The sequence below is a fragment of the Peribacillus sp. B2I2 genome (assembly GCF_041261685.1).
Classification (GTDB): domain Bacteria; phylum Bacillota; class Bacilli; order Bacillales; family DSM-1321; genus Peribacillus.
Genome location: NZ_JBGCCB010000001.1, coordinates 5,295,473 through 5,314,707, shown reverse-complemented (window position 1 = coordinate 5,314,707; position 19,235 = coordinate 5,295,473). Strand labels below are relative to the sequence as shown.

The 19,235-nt window shown below is 39.2% G+C and carries 15 protein-coding genes; 8 read left to right on the top strand and 7 right to left on the bottom strand.

The annotated features are described in order from the left end of the window. The first annotated feature begins 185 nt into the window (after positions 1-185). Positions 186-503 carry a hypothetical protein gene (locus ABIE66_RS26535; RefSeq protein ID WP_289327021.1) on the top strand — a complete coding sequence of 106 codons (318 nt, stop codon included), beginning with the start codon at positions 186-188 and terminating at the stop codon, positions 501-503. Between the two features lie 28 nt (positions 504-531). Here the strand turns inward: ABIE66_RS26535 and ABIE66_RS26530 are convergent, their stop codons facing one another. Next, positions 532-678, bottom strand: a complete 147-nt coding sequence (locus ABIE66_RS26530; RefSeq protein ID WP_370016841.1) for a hypothetical protein — start codon at positions 676-678, stop codon at positions 532-534. Between the two features lie 464 nt (positions 679-1,142). On the opposite strand from ABIE66_RS26530, the gene ABIE66_RS26525 reads away from it, so the two are divergent. The 4 genes from ABIE66_RS26525 to ABIE66_RS26510 all read left to right on the top strand — a co-directional run bounded on the left by ABIE66_RS26525 (position 1,143) and on the right by ABIE66_RS26510 (position 7,725). Continuing rightward, on the top strand, positions 1,143-2,579 hold the full coding sequence (locus ABIE66_RS26525; RefSeq protein WP_370016840.1) for a hypothetical protein: 1,437 nt from the start codon (positions 1,143-1,145) through the stop codon (positions 2,577-2,579). 653 nt (positions 2,580-3,232) lie between these two features. Then, the gene (locus tag ABIE66_RS26520; RefSeq protein WP_370016839.1) at positions 3,233-5,239 is read left to right on the top strand and encodes a penicillin-binding transpeptidase domain-containing protein; all 2,007 of its coding nucleotides are present in this window, start codon (positions 3,233-3,235) and stop codon (positions 5,237-5,239) included. 236 nt (positions 5,240-5,475) lie between these two features. After that, entirely contained in the window at positions 5,476-5,640 is a 165-nt protein-coding gene (locus ABIE66_RS26515; RefSeq protein WP_370016838.1) for a hypothetical protein, read from the top strand. Between the two features lie 12 nt (positions 5,641-5,652). Next, the gene (locus tag ABIE66_RS26510; protein WP_370016837.1) at positions 5,653-7,725 is read left to right on the top strand and encodes a SpoIID/LytB domain-containing protein; all 2,073 of its coding nucleotides are present in this window, start codon (positions 5,653-5,655) and stop codon (positions 7,723-7,725) included. A 147-nt stretch (positions 7,726-7,872) separates the two neighbouring features. On the opposite strand, the gene ABIE66_RS26505 is transcribed toward ABIE66_RS26510, so the two are convergent. The 4 genes from ABIE66_RS26505 to ABIE66_RS26490 all read right to left on the bottom strand — a co-directional run bounded on the left by ABIE66_RS26505 (position 7,873) and on the right by ABIE66_RS26490 (position 10,548). Then, entirely contained in the window at positions 7,873-8,067 is a 195-nt protein-coding gene (locus ABIE66_RS26505) for a hypothetical protein (RefSeq protein WP_370016836.1), read from the bottom strand. 11 nt (positions 8,068-8,078) lie between these two features. After that, the gene (locus ABIE66_RS26500; protein ID WP_370016835.1) at positions 8,079-8,519 is read right to left on the bottom strand and encodes a hypothetical protein; all 441 of its coding nucleotides are present in this window, start codon (positions 8,517-8,519) and stop codon (positions 8,079-8,081) included. Then, complete coding sequence (locus ABIE66_RS26495) at positions 8,516-8,950, bottom strand: hypothetical protein (protein WP_370016834.1); 435 nt, start codon at positions 8,948-8,950, stop codon at positions 8,516-8,518. Before ABIE66_RS26495 ends, ABIE66_RS26500 begins: the two co-directional genes overlap by 4 nt. A 167-nt stretch (positions 8,951-9,117) precedes the next feature. After that, positions 9,118-10,548, bottom strand: a complete 1,431-nt coding sequence (locus ABIE66_RS26490) for an alkaline phosphatase (protein ID WP_370016833.1) — start codon at positions 10,546-10,548, stop codon at positions 9,118-9,120. 285 nt (positions 10,549-10,833) lie between these two features. Here ABIE66_RS26490 and secA point away from each other — a divergent pair, with 285 nt between their 5' ends. From secA to ABIE66_RS26475, 3 genes are all read left to right on the top strand, one after another. Then, complete coding sequence (gene secA, locus ABIE66_RS26485; protein ID WP_370016832.1) at positions 10,834-13,212, top strand: preprotein translocase subunit SecA; 2,379 nt, start codon at positions 10,834-10,836, stop codon at positions 13,210-13,212. Next, positions 13,209-13,691 (top strand): SLAP domain-containing protein, encoded by a 483-nt coding sequence (locus tag ABIE66_RS26480; protein ID WP_370016831.1) that lies wholly within the window; start codon positions 13,209-13,211, stop codon positions 13,689-13,691. Before secA ends, ABIE66_RS26480 begins: the two co-directional genes overlap by 4 nt. Positions 13,692-14,212: 521 nt before the next feature. Then, complete coding sequence (locus tag ABIE66_RS26475; RefSeq protein WP_370016830.1) at positions 14,213-15,979, top strand: LTA synthase family protein; 1,767 nt, start codon at positions 14,213-14,215, stop codon at positions 15,977-15,979. Positions 15,980-16,026: 47 nt separating this feature from the next. Here ABIE66_RS26475 and ABIE66_RS26470 read toward each other — a convergent pair whose 3' ends face one another. Then, a complete protein-coding gene (locus ABIE66_RS26470; RefSeq protein WP_370016829.1) occupies positions 16,027-16,953 on the bottom strand; it encodes an LCP family glycopolymer transferase in 927 nt (308 codons plus the stop codon). Between the two features lie 287 nt (positions 16,954-17,240). Next, positions 17,241-18,281: a C40 family peptidase gene (locus ABIE66_RS26465; protein ID WP_370016828.1), complete on the bottom strand. Its 1,041-nt coding sequence runs from the start codon at positions 18,279-18,281 to the stop codon at positions 17,241-17,243. Between the last annotated feature and the right edge of the window lie 954 nt (positions 18,282-19,235).

Genomic DNA, 19,235 nt, shown 5'->3' with positions numbered 1-19,235 from the left:
TTTTTTATTCTTTTTAATAGATTATTCTTTTGCGCATATTCCTTTAGTTATAATTATCCATGCAATGGGGGTGAAAGGTCCATTTGGTAGGTGTGGAAGAAACGTGAGCGTAGTTTGGAACGCCTATTTCCTTTTATTAATTTTGTTATAGTGTAAATAATAAAACGGAGAGAGGTGTAAGGTTAATGATTGATATTAATATGAAAGTTAAACCCTCTTTTTACGATGATGAATGTGCCATTGTGTTTTCTTTTTCTTTTGATAAGGCAACCAGGAATATTGGTGAAGCTGTGGTGTACACATGCAAAAAATCAGATGGAAAAGAATACAGCCAAGATCATATAGATACAGATGTACAAGAAAATATCGCTTATATTAAAGAGTTTTCGATTGTAGATGAATATCAGGCAACCTCCATGAAGAAAATTCAACATTTTTTGAATGTAATCGGTATCAAAAAATGTGTGAGGCAAAACCTTCACGGAAATGAAATCGCATTTTAAACGATAAAAACTCATGACACCATACATGTCATGAGTTTTTACCATTTAGATGAGAGTTTTGAGAATTCATTTTCATTTTTTTGATGAAATCGCTCATTTGTTTCCTTTCACTTGGTTTTGAGTTATTTGTTTTTTCGAAAAATTTAAAGTGTTGTTTATTGTTATCTGATTTCATGATGTCTCTCCTTTGCTTATTTTTTTATTTACCCATTTTCCATTATTTAAAACGTGATTTTCATGATTTATGGATGGTTTAAAGAAGATCTTATGATTATTCCTAAAGTTATATTTTCATCTGTGAATCCCTGTATATAAGGATTAATTAGATAAAACTTAGTTCTAAAGCCCAAATATGGAGGAATTTCGTGGTTTATCATCCTGAAAATAAATGCTAAAATGGTCTGACTATCGGATTTTTCATTAGAAACATCAGTTTCTAGTACCCTAAAGTGAAGAGGGTTGAAGAACTCTTTTCGATGGCCCCCGAGCACTTGCTTGGGGGATCTTTTTTTATTTGGACAATTTGTCCAATTTATTACTATAATATGTTTCGTTTTGTTTGTATATACATGGGTAAATAATAATTAAATAAATGAATTAACCCTTGTTTGTCGCAGGTTTAATCGGAGGAATATATTTATGGATGTGAAAGATAAGAATGATACCACGAAGCGAACTTTCCAGCAGTACATTTTTCCGTTTACGCTTGAAGGAAATATGATTGAAAAGTTTGTGGAAAAGTTGTTGGGGGACAATTTCGTTTTTTTGAACTTGAAAGATATGGAACAACAAAATCAATTTTACGGTGGCCATAAAGTTTCACACCGTAAATTGGAAAAGTATTTCATGCCTTACATCGAGCCGATACTATTTCCAGGAAACGCAAAACAGAAGGAAGGCTTGCGGCGCTTTACGAAAAAACTGGATATTGATTGTACCTTCGAATCACCCTATTTAAATACCCCATTTATTATTAACTCTATAGATATCTTCATATGTCCATTTCATATTGGCATGATGAATCTCCGTGTTACGTTACCTGAAGGACTTTCATATAATGATGTTCTCTATTTTGGAGATACATTCCGAATCCTTGAACCGATTGCTGATGACGAAGAAAAAACGAAAGTTGGCTGTCGGGAAAATCAGTATGAACAGGTGAAGGATTTCATCTTCAATGAACTATTGCCGCCAATGGAAGAATATATAGATGAAGAACAAGCGGACCCGACATATTTTGGCAGTTTACCCTTCTTCATCGATGAAAGAATGTACGTGATCAGTTACATTGCATTCCCTGAGAATCGTGATATTTCCAAAAATGACTTATTCCGGATCAGTGAACTGAACGGGTATGACAATGATGGGGAGCCATATATAGGCGCATTAAACCCTGATTATATTGAAAGCTATTATCAAGAAAGGGTTTATGACAGGTGGGGCAAGGAAACCTATTATGTAACAAGCATGTATCATTTCGCGTGTGTCACGAAAGCGACAGGTAAACTGGAACAGGAACTGGCCAGTGAAATGTACGGCCAACACTTTTACACGGTGTTGCTCTTCTTCTATTATAAAATCGTACTGCTCAAATTGGCTCATGAACATTCCCGAATAGATGTGGAAAAAGATCAATCGGATACGGAACAGCTGATTTTCATGATCACTGAGTTTTCTGCAAAATATTTATTTACTGAAGTCAATAGTACGGCTGTCGGTAAAGAGCTATTCAAAAAAACGGATGAAACCTTCAGGATCGCCCCTCTCTATAAAGAAGTGAAGGAAACACTTTCCTACCTTTATCAAAACCAGGATAAACTGGCTGGGAAAAGCAGTAATTATCTCTTGCAAATACTAACGATTTATACGGTTATTTCCGGGATATTCGGAATGAATCTATATATTGAAGATTGGAAAGGGAAATTACCGTGGAAAGCATATATGAATTACTCCCTATACGAATGGGTAGCTGTCATGGTGACGACGAGCGGTCTCATCATTTCGAGCATCCTGGGCTTTTTCTTCTTGAAAAAATGGTTGCAAGAGAAAAGAAGCCGAAAAAAAAGAATGCTTTAATTTGTCGAAAAAGGGGAATTAGGAATTGCCTCACCCAACGATTATCGTTCATGTTTTTTTACTTTATTATAGTGGATGAAACCACTGGTTTAATGGAATTTCGATACTCCTGCCGAATAACTGGCTAGCCTGGACCACGCAGGATGCTAGCGTGAGAAGGCTTGGTAGACGGTCGGCGGAAAGGGTTTGCGGATTTCCGAAAACAAATGGACCTTTTATTAGGAAAAAACTGTAGCTGCTGGTTTTATTTCGAACCATGAATTTAAAAGAAAACCTTGAATTTCATTCATGTTTTTTTACTTTATTATAGTAGATGAAATCTTCACCGGATTGAAGGAATTTGCGACACTCTTGCCGAATAACTGGCTAGCCGGACCCCACAGATGCTTGCTTTGATGCGGCTTGGCAGACAGTCGGCGGAAAGGGAACGGATTTCTGAAAACAACTGAAACGTTTAAAAAACTGTAGGCAAACTCGCTTTCTTCGAAGTCGTCTATAGTCTGAAGTCCTGTACAATATGTACAGGACTTTTGCTTTAGAAAAAACATGGTTAATTAGCAAAATCAAGAAATCTGTCATGTAAAATCCCCCATTCCCCTAATATTTTGATAAACTATAGGTATATCACTCTAACTATTCATTAGGAGGAAATCATGAAGAAACTAGCTTTAGTTTCCAGCTTATTGTTGATGAGCGTATTGTTCCTGGCCGGGTGCTCGGATGAGCCAACTCCAGAAGATCGCTTTGCAGCATATACGAAGCTTTGGAATAAACAGGATTTTACGAAGATGTACGAATATCTGTCACCTGAGACAAAGAAAGAAATCAGTGCGGATGAATTTGCGAAACGTTATGAAAAAATCTATTCGGGCATAGAAGTCGACCAATTAAAGGTGGACTATAAACAGCCAAAAGAAGAAAAAGATCATAAAGATGGAGAAAAGGTGAACCTTGCTTATACCGTTGATATGTCCACTATGGCAGGTGCAGTCAGCTCTGACCATAAAGCGACCCTTGTCAAGGAAGGGGAAGGTGAGGAAGAAAATTGGTACATCAAGTGGGATGAAAGTTATATATTCCCTAAATTGGAAGCTGGTGAAAAGATATCTGTTGAATCGTATCCAGCCATTCGCGGGGAAATTGTCGATCGAAATGAACGCGGTCTTGCCATGAATGGAACGGTAGCAGAAGTAGGAATTGTGCCAGAGAAAATGGCCAATGAATCCGAAACAGTTAAAAAGGTCGCTGGAATCCTCAATATGACCACCGACGAAGTGAATCAGAAATTAAAACAATCATGGGTGAAGCCCAGCTATTTCGTCCCCATCAAGAAAATGTCAAACGATAATACTGCACCCTTGGAAAAGCTACTAAGCATTGCTGGGGTATCGGTCAATAATACGGAAGAACGCATATATCCATATAAAGAGGCTACTGCCCATCTAATTGGATACGTCGGCGAGGCATCAGCCGAAGACTTGGAGAAATTGAAAGGGAAAGGTTATACCGTAAGTGACGTTATTGGCAAGCGAGGCCTTGAGGAAGTTTTAGAAAAAAGGCTTAAAGGGAAACCTGGCGGTAAAATCTTTATTAAATCAGAAGATGGCGAAGAAAAAGTAATTGCTGAAAAACCTGCTGAAGAGGGAGAAACAATTACATTGACCATCGATGCCGAGCTTCAAAAGGATATCTTTAAGCAATATAAGAACGAAGTTGGATCAGCATCGGCACTTGATCCGAAAACCGGTGAAACGCTTGCACTTGTTTCAAGTCCGTCATTCGATCCTAATAAATATATATTCGGAATAACAAAAGCGGAACAAAAAGCGCTTGAAGAAGACCCAAAAAAACCGCTCTTAAACCGTTTCAGTTCGACGTTTGCACCTGGTTCAACCATTAAGGCGATTACTGCGGCAATCGCTTTGAAAAATGGTGTGGATCCGAATGAGACAATAAATATCCAAGGAAAAACGTGGGCCAAATCGACATGGAAAGATCATTCCATTACAAGGGTTTCTGACCCCGGTGTTCCAATCGATATGGAAAAGGCATTAATTTATTCAGACAATATTTATTTTGCCCAAAAAGCATTGGGGCTTGGAAAAGAAAAATTCTCAAATGGACTCAAGGCATTCGGATTTGATGAAGCTTTGAACTACGATTATCCGATCAAAGCATCGAGCATTGGTAAAATCGACAGTGAAGGACGCTTGGCAGACGCTGGATATGGTCAAGCTCAAGTCCAAATGAGCACTCTTCATCTCGCTATGACCTATTCAGCCTTCTTGAATGAAGGAAACATCCTGGCACCTTCGTTAATAACAGGAGATAAAATAGAAAAGAAAATATGGAAGGAAAATGCCATATCAGCAGACCAAGCAAATCAGATCACCAAGATGCTGACACAAGTAGTGGAACATCCTAAGGGAAGCGGACATGGAATAAATGATCTTGGCATAAAAATCGCAGCCAAAACGGGAACTGCTGAAATCAAGGCATCCAAAAACGCTGACGGAACAGAAAATGGCTGGTTTGTTGCAATGGACTTAGAAGACCCAGAACTTCTCATGGCATGGATGGTAGAGGATGTAAAAGGACGGGGCGGCAGCCATGTCGCTATCGATCATATGAAACCGGTCTTGAAGAAGTATTTAAAGTAAAGAAATAAGTACCCATCAGAAAATGGTTAGATGCATCGAGCATTTACCAAATAAAAAGCTGGACATGTTTTCTTCCATGTCCAGCTTTTTATTTTTTTAACGGTTAAGGATTTCAGTACCTTCATAAATGATCAAAAACGTTATGCTATTCAACCTCAATATTAAAGGTTGGATTTGAAGGATAATGAGTCGTACATACAGAATGTAAAAAAGAGAATTCAGTAAACCTTAAAAGTTTGTCATTCAAAAAGGAGTTAAAAACAAGGAATGAAAATCATGGAACATGTTTCAGCAGCAGTGACATCATCCAGGATTATTATTTACTCTCCCATGCCATTGGATTGAACGTATCAGGATTAATGCGTCCGGAAATCTTTGAAAGACAAATAGAATTGGAATGAGGATGAAAAGGAATGAGGAGTTTAAAATATTTTTTTATTGCTTTCTTTATCATTTTTTCTGCATTTCCTTCTCCTGAAGCAACGGCAACGGAAGAGAATACAACGATGGAAGTGAAACTGAAGAATTACTTAGGGAATCAAACCAGTGTCAAATTAACGGCAACCGGGGACTACCGTACTTCAGGGGGAGAGATATTCATCAAGGCGGGTGAAGATCTGACTTTGAAAGTGGAGTCAGCAAAAATTGCCGTTTACAAAGGTTCTAAGAAAGCGGGAGCTTATGCTTCCTTCAAGATAATTCCTGTTAAATCAGATGCTTCATTGTCCATAAACGGCCGGCCATATCCAGGTTCATTTTCATTTACAGTGGAGGGCGGTTACATTCGGCCAATCAATCATGTTTACATTGAAGATTATCTAAAGGGTGTTGTGCCGCGGGAGATGCCTGCACTATGGCATGCCGAAGCCTTAAAAGCACAGGCGATTGCCGCCCGGACTTATGCTCTTCGCCATCAATCCGCATTAATTGATGATACGGTTTCTTACCAAGTATATGGCGGGGCGGACGGTCACTACCAAACTAATTCTGCCATTGATCAGACGACGGGTATGGTAATCAAACAAGATGATGAAATAATCGAAGCGTTCTTTTCCTCAAGTAATGGAGGCATGACCGAATCGAATTCAAATGTTTGGTCAAGTGGTAATCCTCTTGCATATTTAACTATAAAAGAAGATTCCTATGATCCAAAAACCAATTGGGCGATAACGCTGGACAAGCAGCAAATCGACCTGTCAAAAAAAGATTTATCGAATCCGGATGAATGGTGGACAAGTATACAGGAAAAAGATAATGCGGTTGTACCTAGGCTCAAGGTTTGGCTGAATAATAATGGATATGCGAATAAAGATATTAAAATAACGGAGATTCCCGTTTTAACATTTACCGATAAAAAAACGGGAGGCCGGGTTACGAAAGGCTCGATCCAACTGAAATTCTATGTAAGGGATCTTGTTGATGACAGGGGGAGACTTTTGGGGCAAAAGATTAACCTTACCAATGTAGCGGCTTCCAAAATCAGGGGCATGGTGGGGCAAGATGTGATGAAAAGCTATCTGGTTGACCATTCATCTTCCGAACCTTCCAGAATTGCTATTGAAGGGTCAGGATACGGACATGGGGTCGGGCTAAGTCAGTTTGGAGCGAAAAACAGGGCGGAAGCAGGTCAATCGTATCAAGAGATTTTGGCATTTTATTATCCTAATACTAATATAGAAAAGGAATATGGACAAATAGGGGCTGGTTCTAAAACGGATCTTGACGTGAAGGCGGCACCGAAATCAATAAACATGAAAGCGAAGACGGATCATGAAAAGGATGAAGTTGAAATCACTTATTCCCTTAAAGAAGATGCAGTAGTTTCACTCACGATTAAAGATAGTAAAGGGAAAGCCCTAACTACCCCAGTTCGTGACCAAACAATGAAAAAAGGTACCCATTCAGTAATCTGGAACACGAAAGCGGTAAGTAACGGTACATATGGAGCGGAAATATCAACAATGGACCGAAGCGGTAATGAAGGTTCGGCAAGAATGGTGATTAAGATTAGTAAGGATACGTCGGCACCGAAAATCACCGATGTCAATACATCGGGTAATTACAGTACCGAGAAAGCGAACATAACGTATACGATAAATGAAAACTCTAAAGTGAAAGTGGAAATCAAGAACAGTAAGGGCAAAGCGGTTGGCACCCTTTCCGAAAGGCAGGTCATTAAAGGCAGGCAATCGGCAAGCTGGGATTTCAAAAATATGACCAACGGGATTTTCACGGTGACAATCACTGCTAAGGATGGGAGTGACAATAAGAAAAGCGTTTCAACGAAAATCCCCATTAGGAAGACGACGGGAATCGTGACAGCAAACACATTATCTATTAAAGAAAATAGAAATGATTCTTCTGAAACGGTCGGGAAACTATACAGGGATCAAACCGTAACGATCCTAGCTCAACAAGATGAGTGGTATAAAGTGAAAAAGGGAAGCCAGACTGGGTATGTTGTAAAGAAACATGTGAAAAAATGAATAATTAAGACGTCATTTATTGGCGTCTTTTTTTGTTCTATTATAAATGGTTAAGGTTCTTCATCAAACTCACGAGTAAAAGGCGCAAACTCGCGAGTAAACGCCCCAAACTTCGGAGAAATCCCCCAAAACTTGAGTTAACGCACCTCATAAGAGTAAATTCATCACACTTATAAGGAAACAGCACGAATTCACGAGTAAAAAGCGCAAACTCGCGAGTAAACAGCACGAATTCACGAGTAAAAAGCGCAAATTCACGAGTAAACGCCCCAAACTCACGAGTAAAAAGCGCAAATTCACGAGTAAACGCCCCAAACTCACGAGTAAACAGCACAAATTCACGAGTAAACGCCCTAAACTTCAGGAATATCGCACAATTTCGCGAGTAATTGCCCCAAACTTCGGCTAAATCCCCCAAAAATTGAGTTAACGCACCTCCTAAGAGTAAATTCATCACACTTATAAGGAAACAGCACGAATTCACGAGTAAAAAGCGCAAACTCACGAGTAAACGCCCCAAACTCACGAGTAAAAAGCCCGAATTCACGAGTAAACGCCCTAAACTCACGAGTAAACGCACAAAACTTCAGGAATATCGCACAATTTCGCGAGTAATTGCCCCAAACTTCGGCTAAATCCCCCAAAAATTGAGTTAACGCACCTCCTAAGAGTAAATTCATCACACTTATAAGGAAACAACACGAATTCACGAGTAAAAAGCGCAAACTCACGAGTAAACGCCCCGAACTCACGAGTAAAAAGCCCCAATTCACGAGTAAACGCCTCAAATTCACGAGTAAACGCACAAAACTTCAGGAATATCGCACAATTTCGTGAGTAAATGCCCCAAACTTCGGAGAAATCCCCCAAAACTTGAGTTAACGCACCTCATAAGAGTAAATTCATCACACTTATAAGGAAACAGCACGAATTCACGAGTAAAAAGCGCAAACTCACGAGTAAAAAGCCCCAATTCACGAGTAAACGCCTCAAATTCACGAGTAAACGCACAAAACTTCAGGAATATCGCACAATTTCGCGAGTAATTGCCCCAAACTTCGGAGAAATCCTCCAAAACTTGAGTTAACGCACCTCCTAAGAGTAAATTCATCACACTTATAAGGAAACAGCACAAATTCACGAGTAAAAAGCGCAAACTCACGAGTAAACGCCCCAAACTCACGAGTAAAAAGCCCAAATTCACGAGTAAACGCCTCAAATTCACGAGTAAACGCCCAAAACTTCAGGAATATCGCACAATTTCGTGAGTAATTGCCCCAAACTTCGGAGAAATCCCCAAAACTTGAGTTAACGCACCTCAATAGAAATGAATACAGAAAAAATCCAGTTTAATGAGACAGGAGAATCATCTTAAAAGAAGAATGAATCAATTCATTCTTCTTGTGTTTTATGCTGACCGGGTGTGAACGGAACACCGGCGGCTTTTGTGATGATTTTCGAAACATCCGTATTTTCAATGACCCCATCAAAGGCTTCACTGCCTGGGCCCGAAGCAAAAACGGGTATCATATTGGCGGTGTGCCCTCCTGTGGAACTGGCAGCCCTTATGCTTCGATCAGCTACACCTGCCTTATGATACTTGGCGATGGTGCTTCCGATTTCCCAATCAATTTGATGCTGTGGATAGACAAGCGTTCTATTCTTTCTAACGTTAGCGATGAATTGATGAACTTCCTGATCCGTAAGGGATATATGTGCATACTTCTTGAATGTGGAAACGACACTTTCTGGATTGATTTCGTTATTTTTATTGAATATAAGCTGTTTGGACATATATTCAGAAGAAACCCTGATTTTTTTCAATGCAGGGATATCCATGGTCTCAGATGCGGAGGTCCCCATTGTTTCGTGGTCTGCAAGCACAACAATCAAAGTATCATTTCTATTTTTTGCCCAATTCACAACTTCTTTGACGGTCTGGTCAAACTCGATCGTTTCCTTCCATATTCCAGTGATATCGGCCGCATGCTCCATGTGGTCAATACGAGCACCTTCAGTCATCAGGAAGAATCCTTTATCACCCTGAGATAAAATATCAATCGCTTTGGATGTCATTTCGGGTAGAGATGGCTCTTGTGAATGTAATACTTCTTTATCCAGCTTAAAATTCATATAGGTAGGGTGAAATAACCCTAATAGTTTTTCCGTTTTATTAATGGAACTAAGCTCTTCTTTAGTGGTCGTAATCCCATAGCCTGCTTTTTTAAATTTAGTGATTAAATCCTCGCCATTTTGCTTATCTGCCCCGAAATAGCTGGCACCTCCGCCGAGAATGACGTCTATCCGGTTCTCAAAGAGCTGCCTCGCAATATTTGCGCCGCCTGTCCACCGGTTAGACACACTTGCACCAAAGGCAGCAGGAGTGGCATCGACTACCATATTGGTTGAAATGATCCCGACTTTTTTTCCATTCGCCTGAAATGCATCCAATACACTATCTACCTCGGAACCATTGACATCGACACCGATCGATTCATTGTTGGTTTTTATTCCAGTGGCAATCGCGGACCCTCCTGCTGCCGAGTCAGTGACGTAATTATTGGCGGAATACGTGCGCATCAGGGCAATGTGCTCCAGTTTTTCCAAATGCAAAACGCCTGTCTTTCCGTATTCCAATTGTCGGGCAATTTCTAATGCACCTAACCCCATGCCGTCGCCAATCAGCAATATGACATTCTTGGGGGTGTTTTTGATCTCTGCTTGAATAGGAGAGGTCATGCAAATAATGCAGATAAGAACGAGTAATCCAAAGTGATGAGGCTGTGTAAGTTTAAGAATGAATCTTGTGGATGTCTTATTCATCTGGAATCCTCCATTGGGTGAAAGTCTTCCTATTATTTGTTTAAATCGATAAAAAAACCCCTTCCTGATATTTAGGAAGGAGCATTAATTTTCTATGTGAATATCATCCAGACTGGACTAGGATGACTGTAGCTTTTATAACTTTTACAATATCGGAATAAAAGAAGGAAGGGTGATAAAACCTTCTATATAATTTCAATATATAGGTAATAATTTATAAACAGTAAATATATAACTGATATAATTTCACTAGAGTTCAATTGAAATAATAGGAGAGAAAACCCTATGCTATCCAGTATGAAAAAGTTCTTCAAAGAAAGCTCTAAAGACTTAAAGAGAATTTATAAGTTGGTAGAAGATGTGAATCGACTAGAGGGTAAGTATGAAAGATATTCAGATCAAGAATTATGCGGAATGAAGGATAGATTTAAAAACTTATTGGATGCTGGTAAAAATATATCGGATATACAAACCGAAGCTTTTGCGGTAGTAAGGGAGGCTTCTAAACGAGTGTTGAACCTTAGGCACCATGATGTCCAGCTTGCAGGCGGCTTTGTCCTGAGTGAAGGGGGCATTGCACAAATGAATACGGGAGAGGGGAAGACACTTGTCGCTACCTTGCCTAGCTATTTACATGCACTGTGCGGGAATGGTGTCCATATTATTACGGCCAATGAATATTTGGCCAGACGTGATAAAGAGTTAATGGGAAAAATTCATGAATTTCTAGGGTTGACGGTCGGTTTGAACATTTCCCAAATGGGGCCTACTGCAAAACGTGAAGCTTATAAAGCAGATATCACGTATGGAACGGCAACAGAGTTCGGTTTTGATTATTTGCGTGACAATATGGTTTTCCGAAGGGAAGAGAAGGTTCAAAGAGGACACCGATTTGCCATTGTCGATGAGATTGACAGCATCTTGATTGATGAAGCGAGGACACCATTAATCATTGCGGGCAAGGCAAGCGACGGAACCGAGCTTCACCAGATCACTGCACAAATCATGAAGTCATATATAGAAAATGATGATTACGAGATTTTCACTGAGTCAAAGGCTGCCTTTTTCACGGATCAAGGGGCTTCCAAGATTGAGGAGACTTTTGGTATCGACAATCTGTATGGTCTGGATCATCAAGAGTTATTACATAATGTCACACAGGCGCTTAAAGCCCACGCGATCATGAAATTGGATGTGGACTACATTGTCATGGATGGAAGGATTGCATTAATCGATAAATTCACAGGCAGGGTGATGGAAGGGCGAAGCTTCAGTGATGGGCTTCATCAAGCAATTGAGGCAAAAGAGGGCTTGGAGATTTCCGAAGAGAATGAAACACAGGCGTTGATAACCATCCAAAATTACTTTCGTTTATATCATTCAATGTCTGGGATGACAGGCAGTGCCGTGCAATCAAAGTCAGAATTCCGGGAAACATATCAGCTCCCCGTCATTGAAATTCCAACTAATAAGCCTATTATTCGAGTGGATGAGATTGATTTGATCTATAAGGATGAAATCAGCAAAATCAACAAAATCGTCACGGAAGTAAAACGGATTCATGAAGAAGGCAGACCTATTCTGATCGGGACGACCTCCATTGAGCAATCTGAAAAAATTTCGGTTCATTTAGATAAGGGGAAAATTAAGCATCAAATCCTTAATGCGAAGACGGAAGAGGATGAAGCGGAAATCATCGCCAATGCCGGGCAAAAAAATCAAGTCATGCTGGCTACGAACATGGCTGGGAGAGGAACGGATATAGTGCTGGATGATGCTGTCAAGGAATTGGGCGGCCTTCATATCATCGGTACGGAGCGACATGAGAGCAGTCGGATTGACATGCAGCTAAGGGGACGTTCCGGCCGGCAGGGTGATCCAGGTTCAACACAATTCATCATTTCCTTGGAAGATGATTTGTTTGATTACTATGATGAAGAAGAGATCGAACGGTATATAAATAAAATCAAAACGGACGAAAATGGATTGGTGGTGGGCCCTGCACCCGATAAATTCATGAAAAGGGTGCAGGAAACGATAGAGCAGATGCATCAATTAAGTCGTTACCATTTATTGAAGTTAGAACATGCATTAAATGAGCAAAGAAAAATCATCTATGCGATGAGAGATAGGATTCTTGATTGGGATTCTGGACGGATGTCGGTCATATTACTAGAATATATCGAAAAATACGTTCGTCGACTCATAGAGAAACATTACCCTGAACATCTAGCAGAACCTGATTCCTCCGCCTTTATTGATGAGCTTTCCCCTGTTTTCCTGTCTTTGGATTGGCAGGCAAGTGATTTGAAGGATTTGGAAGGTCATTTAGTTGAAGCAAAAGCATTGGATGCTTTAGGTGAATTGGAATCGATGCTAGTAATTTTTCAAGACGATGCAGAATGGGGAAACCAGTTACGTGCTTTCATGCTGCAGCATATTGATACAAATTGGATGAATCATTTGGGCGAAATGAATAGTATGAAGGAAGGCGTTGGTTTAAGCGGATATGGTCAACAGGACCCATATATGTTGTTTGAAAAAGTGGCACTTAGCCAATTCAACCTTCTCTTAAGTATAATCGAGTCGGAGATAAGCATCCGTTTTATGGAATATATGAATAGCAATCAGGAAGATGAAGCTGCTTTGGAGAGTGAAGAATGATGAGTTTATTTGGAAAAAGGGATATAAGGGTTAATGAAAAGAAAAACCATTTAACTATAGATGAACGTGAGGTACTCAATCAGGACGCTGTTCATACTGCCCTGATGTTTCACAAGGAATGGAAAATTTCCAAGCAAGAGGAATATGTATATAGATTCCACCATCAAAGGCTGGCTGCATTAAAACCGAATCAAATTTCAATATCCGGCGTTAAGCTGAATAGGGTGGAGGATGATGTAATCATAGTTGCTTTTCTCCGAAATTCATTGGAGAAAGCAGTCCAGTTTGATATCGTGGATTTATTGATAGTGGATAGGAACGGAAAATTATTGGCAAAAAAGGCATTCGATCTATCAAACCTGGGGGAGATACCGGCACTTTCAAGCATGCCATGGCGTTTCTTATTCGAAGAAGGGGATATGTTGGCAGAATCGATTCCCGATGAAGATTGGAAGATTGCTTTTGAATGGAAGAGATAGTAGGAAAAACACTCACATGAATTGGCGGCAACCGGAATGAAAAGAAATGATTAAGTATGTTGAAAAGCCCTCATCTATACCAGTTTGTCGACAAAATAGGGTGCGGAATGGTCTCACCCGAAGCCCTTTCACGATTTTATCGAGGGAAGTATTACCCGAATTATAAAAACGAGAAGGGGTTATGCTCCTTGATTTTTTACTGGTTTATATGGGTGAAACCCTCACTAGATTGAAGAAATTTGTGACACTCCTCACGAAGCAATTTCTGAAAACAACTGAAGTTTATTAAATAACAAACTTGCTTTTCTCAAGTTTGTCTACAGTCCGAGCCCTCATCTATAGATGAAGGCTCTTGTTTATGAGGGAAGGCATTAAGACTGGTTTGACAACTGCCAAATATTAATGCTGTTTTCTGTCTGCAATTTCTCATAAATGGTAACGCTAAGTAATATTTATAAGTAATCTTCCGTAATCAGGCTTAACGATGGCCTGGAAATAATGAAGAGGAAAGTGGCTGGAGCATGAAGAATAACCTAAATCAGCGATTGAAGGAGAGGCTATTTGAGATTTTGTCCATTTCAATCGTGGCCATACTTTTCATTTATACGAATGATAGGATGGGTAATGATCTTTCTGTCGGGATTATTACGATAATCATCGGTGTTGCCGGTTTTATTGTTTATCTGAAGGAATGGATACCGAATTGGATCCTAAAGGGCATCATTTTTTCTGTCTTCCTTCTTTCGATCATGGTCTTTTTCCTTGGGGACATCTGGTTTTATCGCTATTACTCGACACCTATAACTTCCTATATGTGGATGCAAAAAAACAATCTGAATGGGCTTGGTGAAAGTATATTCAGTATGATGGAAATGAAAGATTCAATCTTTCTTCTGGTAGGCATTCCAATTGCAGAATCATTCGTGAAGAAAAAATACCCCCTCAAGCATATGGCACTTGTACCGGCCGTGATTTTCCTGATGATAGCAGGACTTAAGCCGGTAAAGAATATTTTTATCGACAAGGTGGATATAACCCGGCGATATGAGGCGAATACCTTCTTGCGAAACTGGGGCCCGATCGGTCATCACTTATTGGACACGTATGCCTACTTTACTGACTCGGGAGGGCATGGAATGTCTTCGAAAGAAAAGAAGGCCGTTTCTGATTACTTCAATAAAAAGAAAATAAAGGATCATGCCTTTTCAGGTTCATTGGAGGGGAAGAATCTCATTATCATCCAAGTGGAATCTTTACAGGCGTTTCCGCTATTTCAAAGTAGTGCCGGACAGGAGGTCACACCATTCATGAATGAATTGGCGAAGGAGGGTTTGTACTTCCGGCATGTATATCCACAGACCGTATTTGGAAATTCATCTGATGGAGAGCTGATCGTGAATACCGGTTTATTTCCTTTAAAGCAAGGCGCGACCTTTTTTCGGTTCCCTTATAATGATTTTCCGGGTCTTGCTAAAGAATTAAAGAAGTCGGATTATCAAAGTTATGCTTTCCACGGGGATGAAGAAGACTTTTGGAATAGGCAGCATGCATATCCCTCACTAGGGTTTGATGACTATTTTTCCATAGAGGACATGAAGCAAGATGAGATGATTTCGATGGGCTTGGGAGACCGCAGTTTCTTCAATCAAAGCTATGATTTATTAAAAGATAAACAAAATCCCTATTATGCTTTTTTCGTTACATTGACCAGCCATGTACCTTTTTCGCTACCGAAGGAACAGATAACATTGAAGCCTGAAGTTGGAAAAGAGGGCAGTTATCTATCTAAATATTTTGAAGCAATTCATTATACGGATTCAGCCATCGGGGATTTCGTAAAGAAATTGAAGGATGACGGGAAATTGAAAGACAGCGTGATTGTCATTTACGGAGATCATGATGGGCTATTTTTAAAAGATAAACACGAGGTTGAAGCGTATTACGGTAGTAAAATTAGCGATGAGCAGTGGATTGAAAAATATATGCCCATTCCAGTGATCATTTATCAGGAGGATATGAAAGGAAGAACGATTGATAAGGTAGCGGGCCAAATCGATATTTTACCAACTCTATATGATCTGTTCAATATTAAGAGTTCTTCATACTTTGGAGAGAGCATGCTTAATGACGAAAAAGGTGATGCTTTGATATTAAAAGGGGATTATGGTTCTCAAATGAAAATTAATGAAGAGGTCAAGGTCGAAGGATTTTCACCAGAAGACCAAAAGGAGATTGATCTGAGTGACCAAGTGATACGTTCCGATTATTTTAAAAAAACGAAGGATTGACCAAAAGGTAAAAAAAGAGGATGGCTATTAGAGCCATCCTCCCCCCATTATAATCCCAGATGTGTTTTCACACGGTTTTGGGCTTCAAGTTTTGTATCTTCCGGAACGATGTTGTACCAAACGCCATCTATCTTTTGATTGTCACCTTCAAGAGTATATTGTTCAATATTTTTTAGGGATGATTTATAGTTATTTTGGATACTCAACATTTCATTGAAACTTAAATTGGTCTCAACGTTTTTACCTAGTGCTTCGAATATATCGTCATAATTGGTAAGTGTTGAGAGACTTGACCCTTTTTTCATGACAGCTTGGATAACCTGACGTTGCCGCATTTGCCGTCCATAATCTCCGCGGGGATCTTCCTTGCGGATTCGGGAATAAATCAATGCCTCTTTACCATTTAAGTCGATTGTGCCTTTATTAAAATTAAACCCTTTATAGGCAAGGTCCATATCATTATCAACTGTGATGCCACCGACAGCATTCACAATATCCTGAAAGCCTTCCATATTCATTTTGACGTAATAATCAATCGGAATATCCATATAGTTTTCCACTGTGTTTATCGACATGGAAACTCCGCCATATGCATAGGCATGGTTCATTTTATCATTTATGCCTTTACCGATGATTTCTGTACGCGTATCTCTGGGTAAACTCAATAATTCAATGGATTCTTTTTTAGGATTAACCGTCATGACAATCATCGTATCTGATCGACCTGAGTCATTTTTCCTTTCATCCACGCCAAGAATGAGTAATGAAAATGGATCTTTGCTTTTGAACTTGATGTCATCTACACGCTTATCCGTTTTGTGCTCTGTACCCTGCATAGTTTGAATCGCTCCGGCTAACGATTGATAAACTGAAGCTCCATAAGTACCTGCGCCAATGATAAGGATAAGAAGGGTGAAGCCGATTATTTTAAACGTTTTACGTTTCTTTTTCTTTTTTTTATGTTCGGATCTCATCTAATATTCCCCCTTGAACCATCCCGTAAAATGGAAGGTGCGAAAAAATACCTAGTTGGTATGTTTTTAACTATACCTTTTTTTTGTCAAAAATAGAATAGTTTCTTTTTGTACTTAGAGTGCATATTTACCTGTATTAACAGTAAAAAAACGAAGGATTCTCAGATACTGAATTCCTTCGCTATCCTATCAATCGAATTTTTTAATTATATAACCATGAATAAAAAGAAGGTGTGACTCTCTACATAAGATTGCCAGACTTTAAGATAAAGTCTGGCATGTAAATCCTATAAACTTCTATATCCTATGATTCTACTTTTGAAATAAGAGTTTGAAGTAGAACTGATTGTTACTCCCTTACTTGATGAGGCATGAATGAACTGTCCGCCACCCAAGTAAATTCCCATATGGCTTACCACTGATTTGTTGGAACCCGTTGCAAAGAAGATAAGGTCGCCACTTTTCGGTGAAGTAACCCTTTTACCCATATCATAATATGTGGAAGATGAAAGCCTGGAAACTTCATATCCAGCCTTTTTGAACGTATAGTAAATAAATCCACTGCAATCGAAACCTGATGGAGAGGCGCCCGCCCACGAATATGGTGTTCCAATTAATTTCTTTGCTTCAGAAACGAGCTTGGTTACTTTGCTCCCGGAACTTGGAGCTTCCACTTTTCCATCATCATGTTTACCTGGAGAGGCTGTACTTGCCGATTTACCTAATTTTAGTTTTTGGCCCACTCTGATTAGATCAGACTCTAACGAGTTGATTGATTTAAGCTGGGCTACAGTCAAGTTGGTTTTTCTGGAGATCTTGGAAAGTGTGTCCCCTTTTACCACAATGTATGTAGACGAATTGGCTGGGGTCTGAGTAACATTGGATGGGTTGGAGCTGCTGGGTAGATCAATGGTGGTGGTAGTGGTTGATTTAGATACGATAAGTTTAGCACCCGCATAAATTCTATCGGATTTTAAATTATTCAATTTCATCAATTCAGCAAGTGTAAGGTTATGCTTGTTTGCTATCCTGGTTAAGGTATCACCTGAAACAATGGTATATGTAGTATTCTTTGTTTTTTTCAAGGAGACTGAAGAAGCATTTGATGTCGTTTTGGAATTGGAAATAATTAATTTTTGGTTAATACTCAAAAAGTCTGTTTTTAAGTTATTAAGCTGTTTTAAGTCTTTTACCGTCGTATTATGCTTCTGGGCGATTTTACTTAAGTTATCACCGCTTTTGACTGTATATGTACTGGCAAGGGCAGGAGAAACAAAAGTCGAAGATAAAATGGCTAATGTCGAAAATGCGACTACACTTTTTTTCACGGTTTTCCACCTCGAATATGTCTTTTTCCCTATTCTAACAAATCAAAAGGGTTAAAACATATTACATTTTTGTTACAAGGGGAAAATAGTAGTATTTTACTGGTTTATATTGGTTGGATTTGAGTAATGTAATCTACAATATTTTCTATATTGTGAGTCTTTTTTCACCATTTGGATTCGTGTGATTAATTTGTCATTCCCTGTAAAAATGGTCCTGTTTTTATAATGTACATTTCCATCTTCATCTAGGTAATTCCTTCTTTTAATGATGGGTTATTGGTTTTCGAATAACAATTTCTATCAGAAATAGTGCGTTATTTTGTTAGTATTTCACTAATCGTGGACTAAAATCTTCCCGCACTAATTTTACTCAGTTTTTTTAACTGGACTGAGTTTTTGAATATCAAAGATCACAGTGGCTTGTTGATTGTTGTAGGGAATAAAAGTTGGTGTGAAGGTTCGTTTTTGGGGTCGCTCATGTGAATTCATGGGCTAAAGCCATACCAGTTTTAATCGTGGTTTTTTCTTTCCTCTTGATTGGAGATTGGTAGTGAAGTTTGTTCCCATGTTATAATTTTCTGTAGTAATCTTTGCATAAAAAATCGACTCTTCGTATTTGTTGGTAACTTCATTTACTAAAAAGGGCGATTTTTTTTGTGCATTAATTTCATGAAAAAAGGGAATTGTTCCTTAAAGTCATTTTCCTGACTTTTGGGGGATCCCCATCATTCATGTTCCCCTTTTTTACTCTTTCGGTAGCGCCTACGTTATAAAAGTTATCCAACTAAATGAGGCAGAAAAGTCGGTTAAGGATGAAAGAAATCAAACTCTTTAGATGTTTTTATGTTCCCTCTCTGTTATTATTTGGATTGCTAGGTCTAATGTTCTGCTTTTTTAGTATCAGAGGGGCATAATAAAGTTAGGTATGGCAACGGGCATTAAATTTAAGTGAAT

Coding starts and splice junctions, on each gene's coding strand:
- ABIE66_RS26480 (WP_370016831.1), top strand. CDS start 13,209: ATGATGAGTTTATTTGGAAAAAGGGATATAAGGGTTAATGAAAAGAAA.
- ABIE66_RS26525 (WP_370016840.1), top strand. CDS start 1,143: ATGGATGTGAAAGATAAGAATGATACCACGAAGCGAACTTTCCAGCAG.
- ABIE66_RS26490 (WP_370016833.1), bottom strand. CDS start 10,548: ATGAATAAGACATCCACAAGATTCATTCTTAAACTTACACAGCCTCAT.
- ABIE66_RS26520 (WP_370016839.1), top strand. CDS start 3,233: ATGAAGAAACTAGCTTTAGTTTCCAGCTTATTGTTGATGAGCGTATTG.
- ABIE66_RS26470 (WP_370016829.1), bottom strand. CDS start 16,953: ATGAGATCCGAACATAAAAAAAAGAAAAAGAAACGTAAAACGTTTAAA.
- ABIE66_RS26510 (WP_370016837.1), top strand. CDS start 5,653: ATGAGGAGTTTAAAATATTTTTTTATTGCTTTCTTTATCATTTTTTCT.
- secA (WP_370016832.1), top strand. CDS start 10,834: ATGCTATCCAGTATGAAAAAGTTCTTCAAAGAAAGCTCTAAAGACTTA.
- ABIE66_RS26535 (WP_289327021.1), top strand. CDS start 186: ATGATTGATATTAATATGAAAGTTAAACCCTCTTTTTACGATGATGAA.
- ABIE66_RS26475 (WP_370016830.1), top strand. CDS start 14,213: ATGAAGAATAACCTAAATCAGCGATTGAAGGAGAGGCTATTTGAGATT.
- ABIE66_RS26530 (WP_370016841.1), bottom strand. CDS start 678: ATGAAATCAGATAACAATAAACAACACTTTAAATTTTTCGAAAAAACA.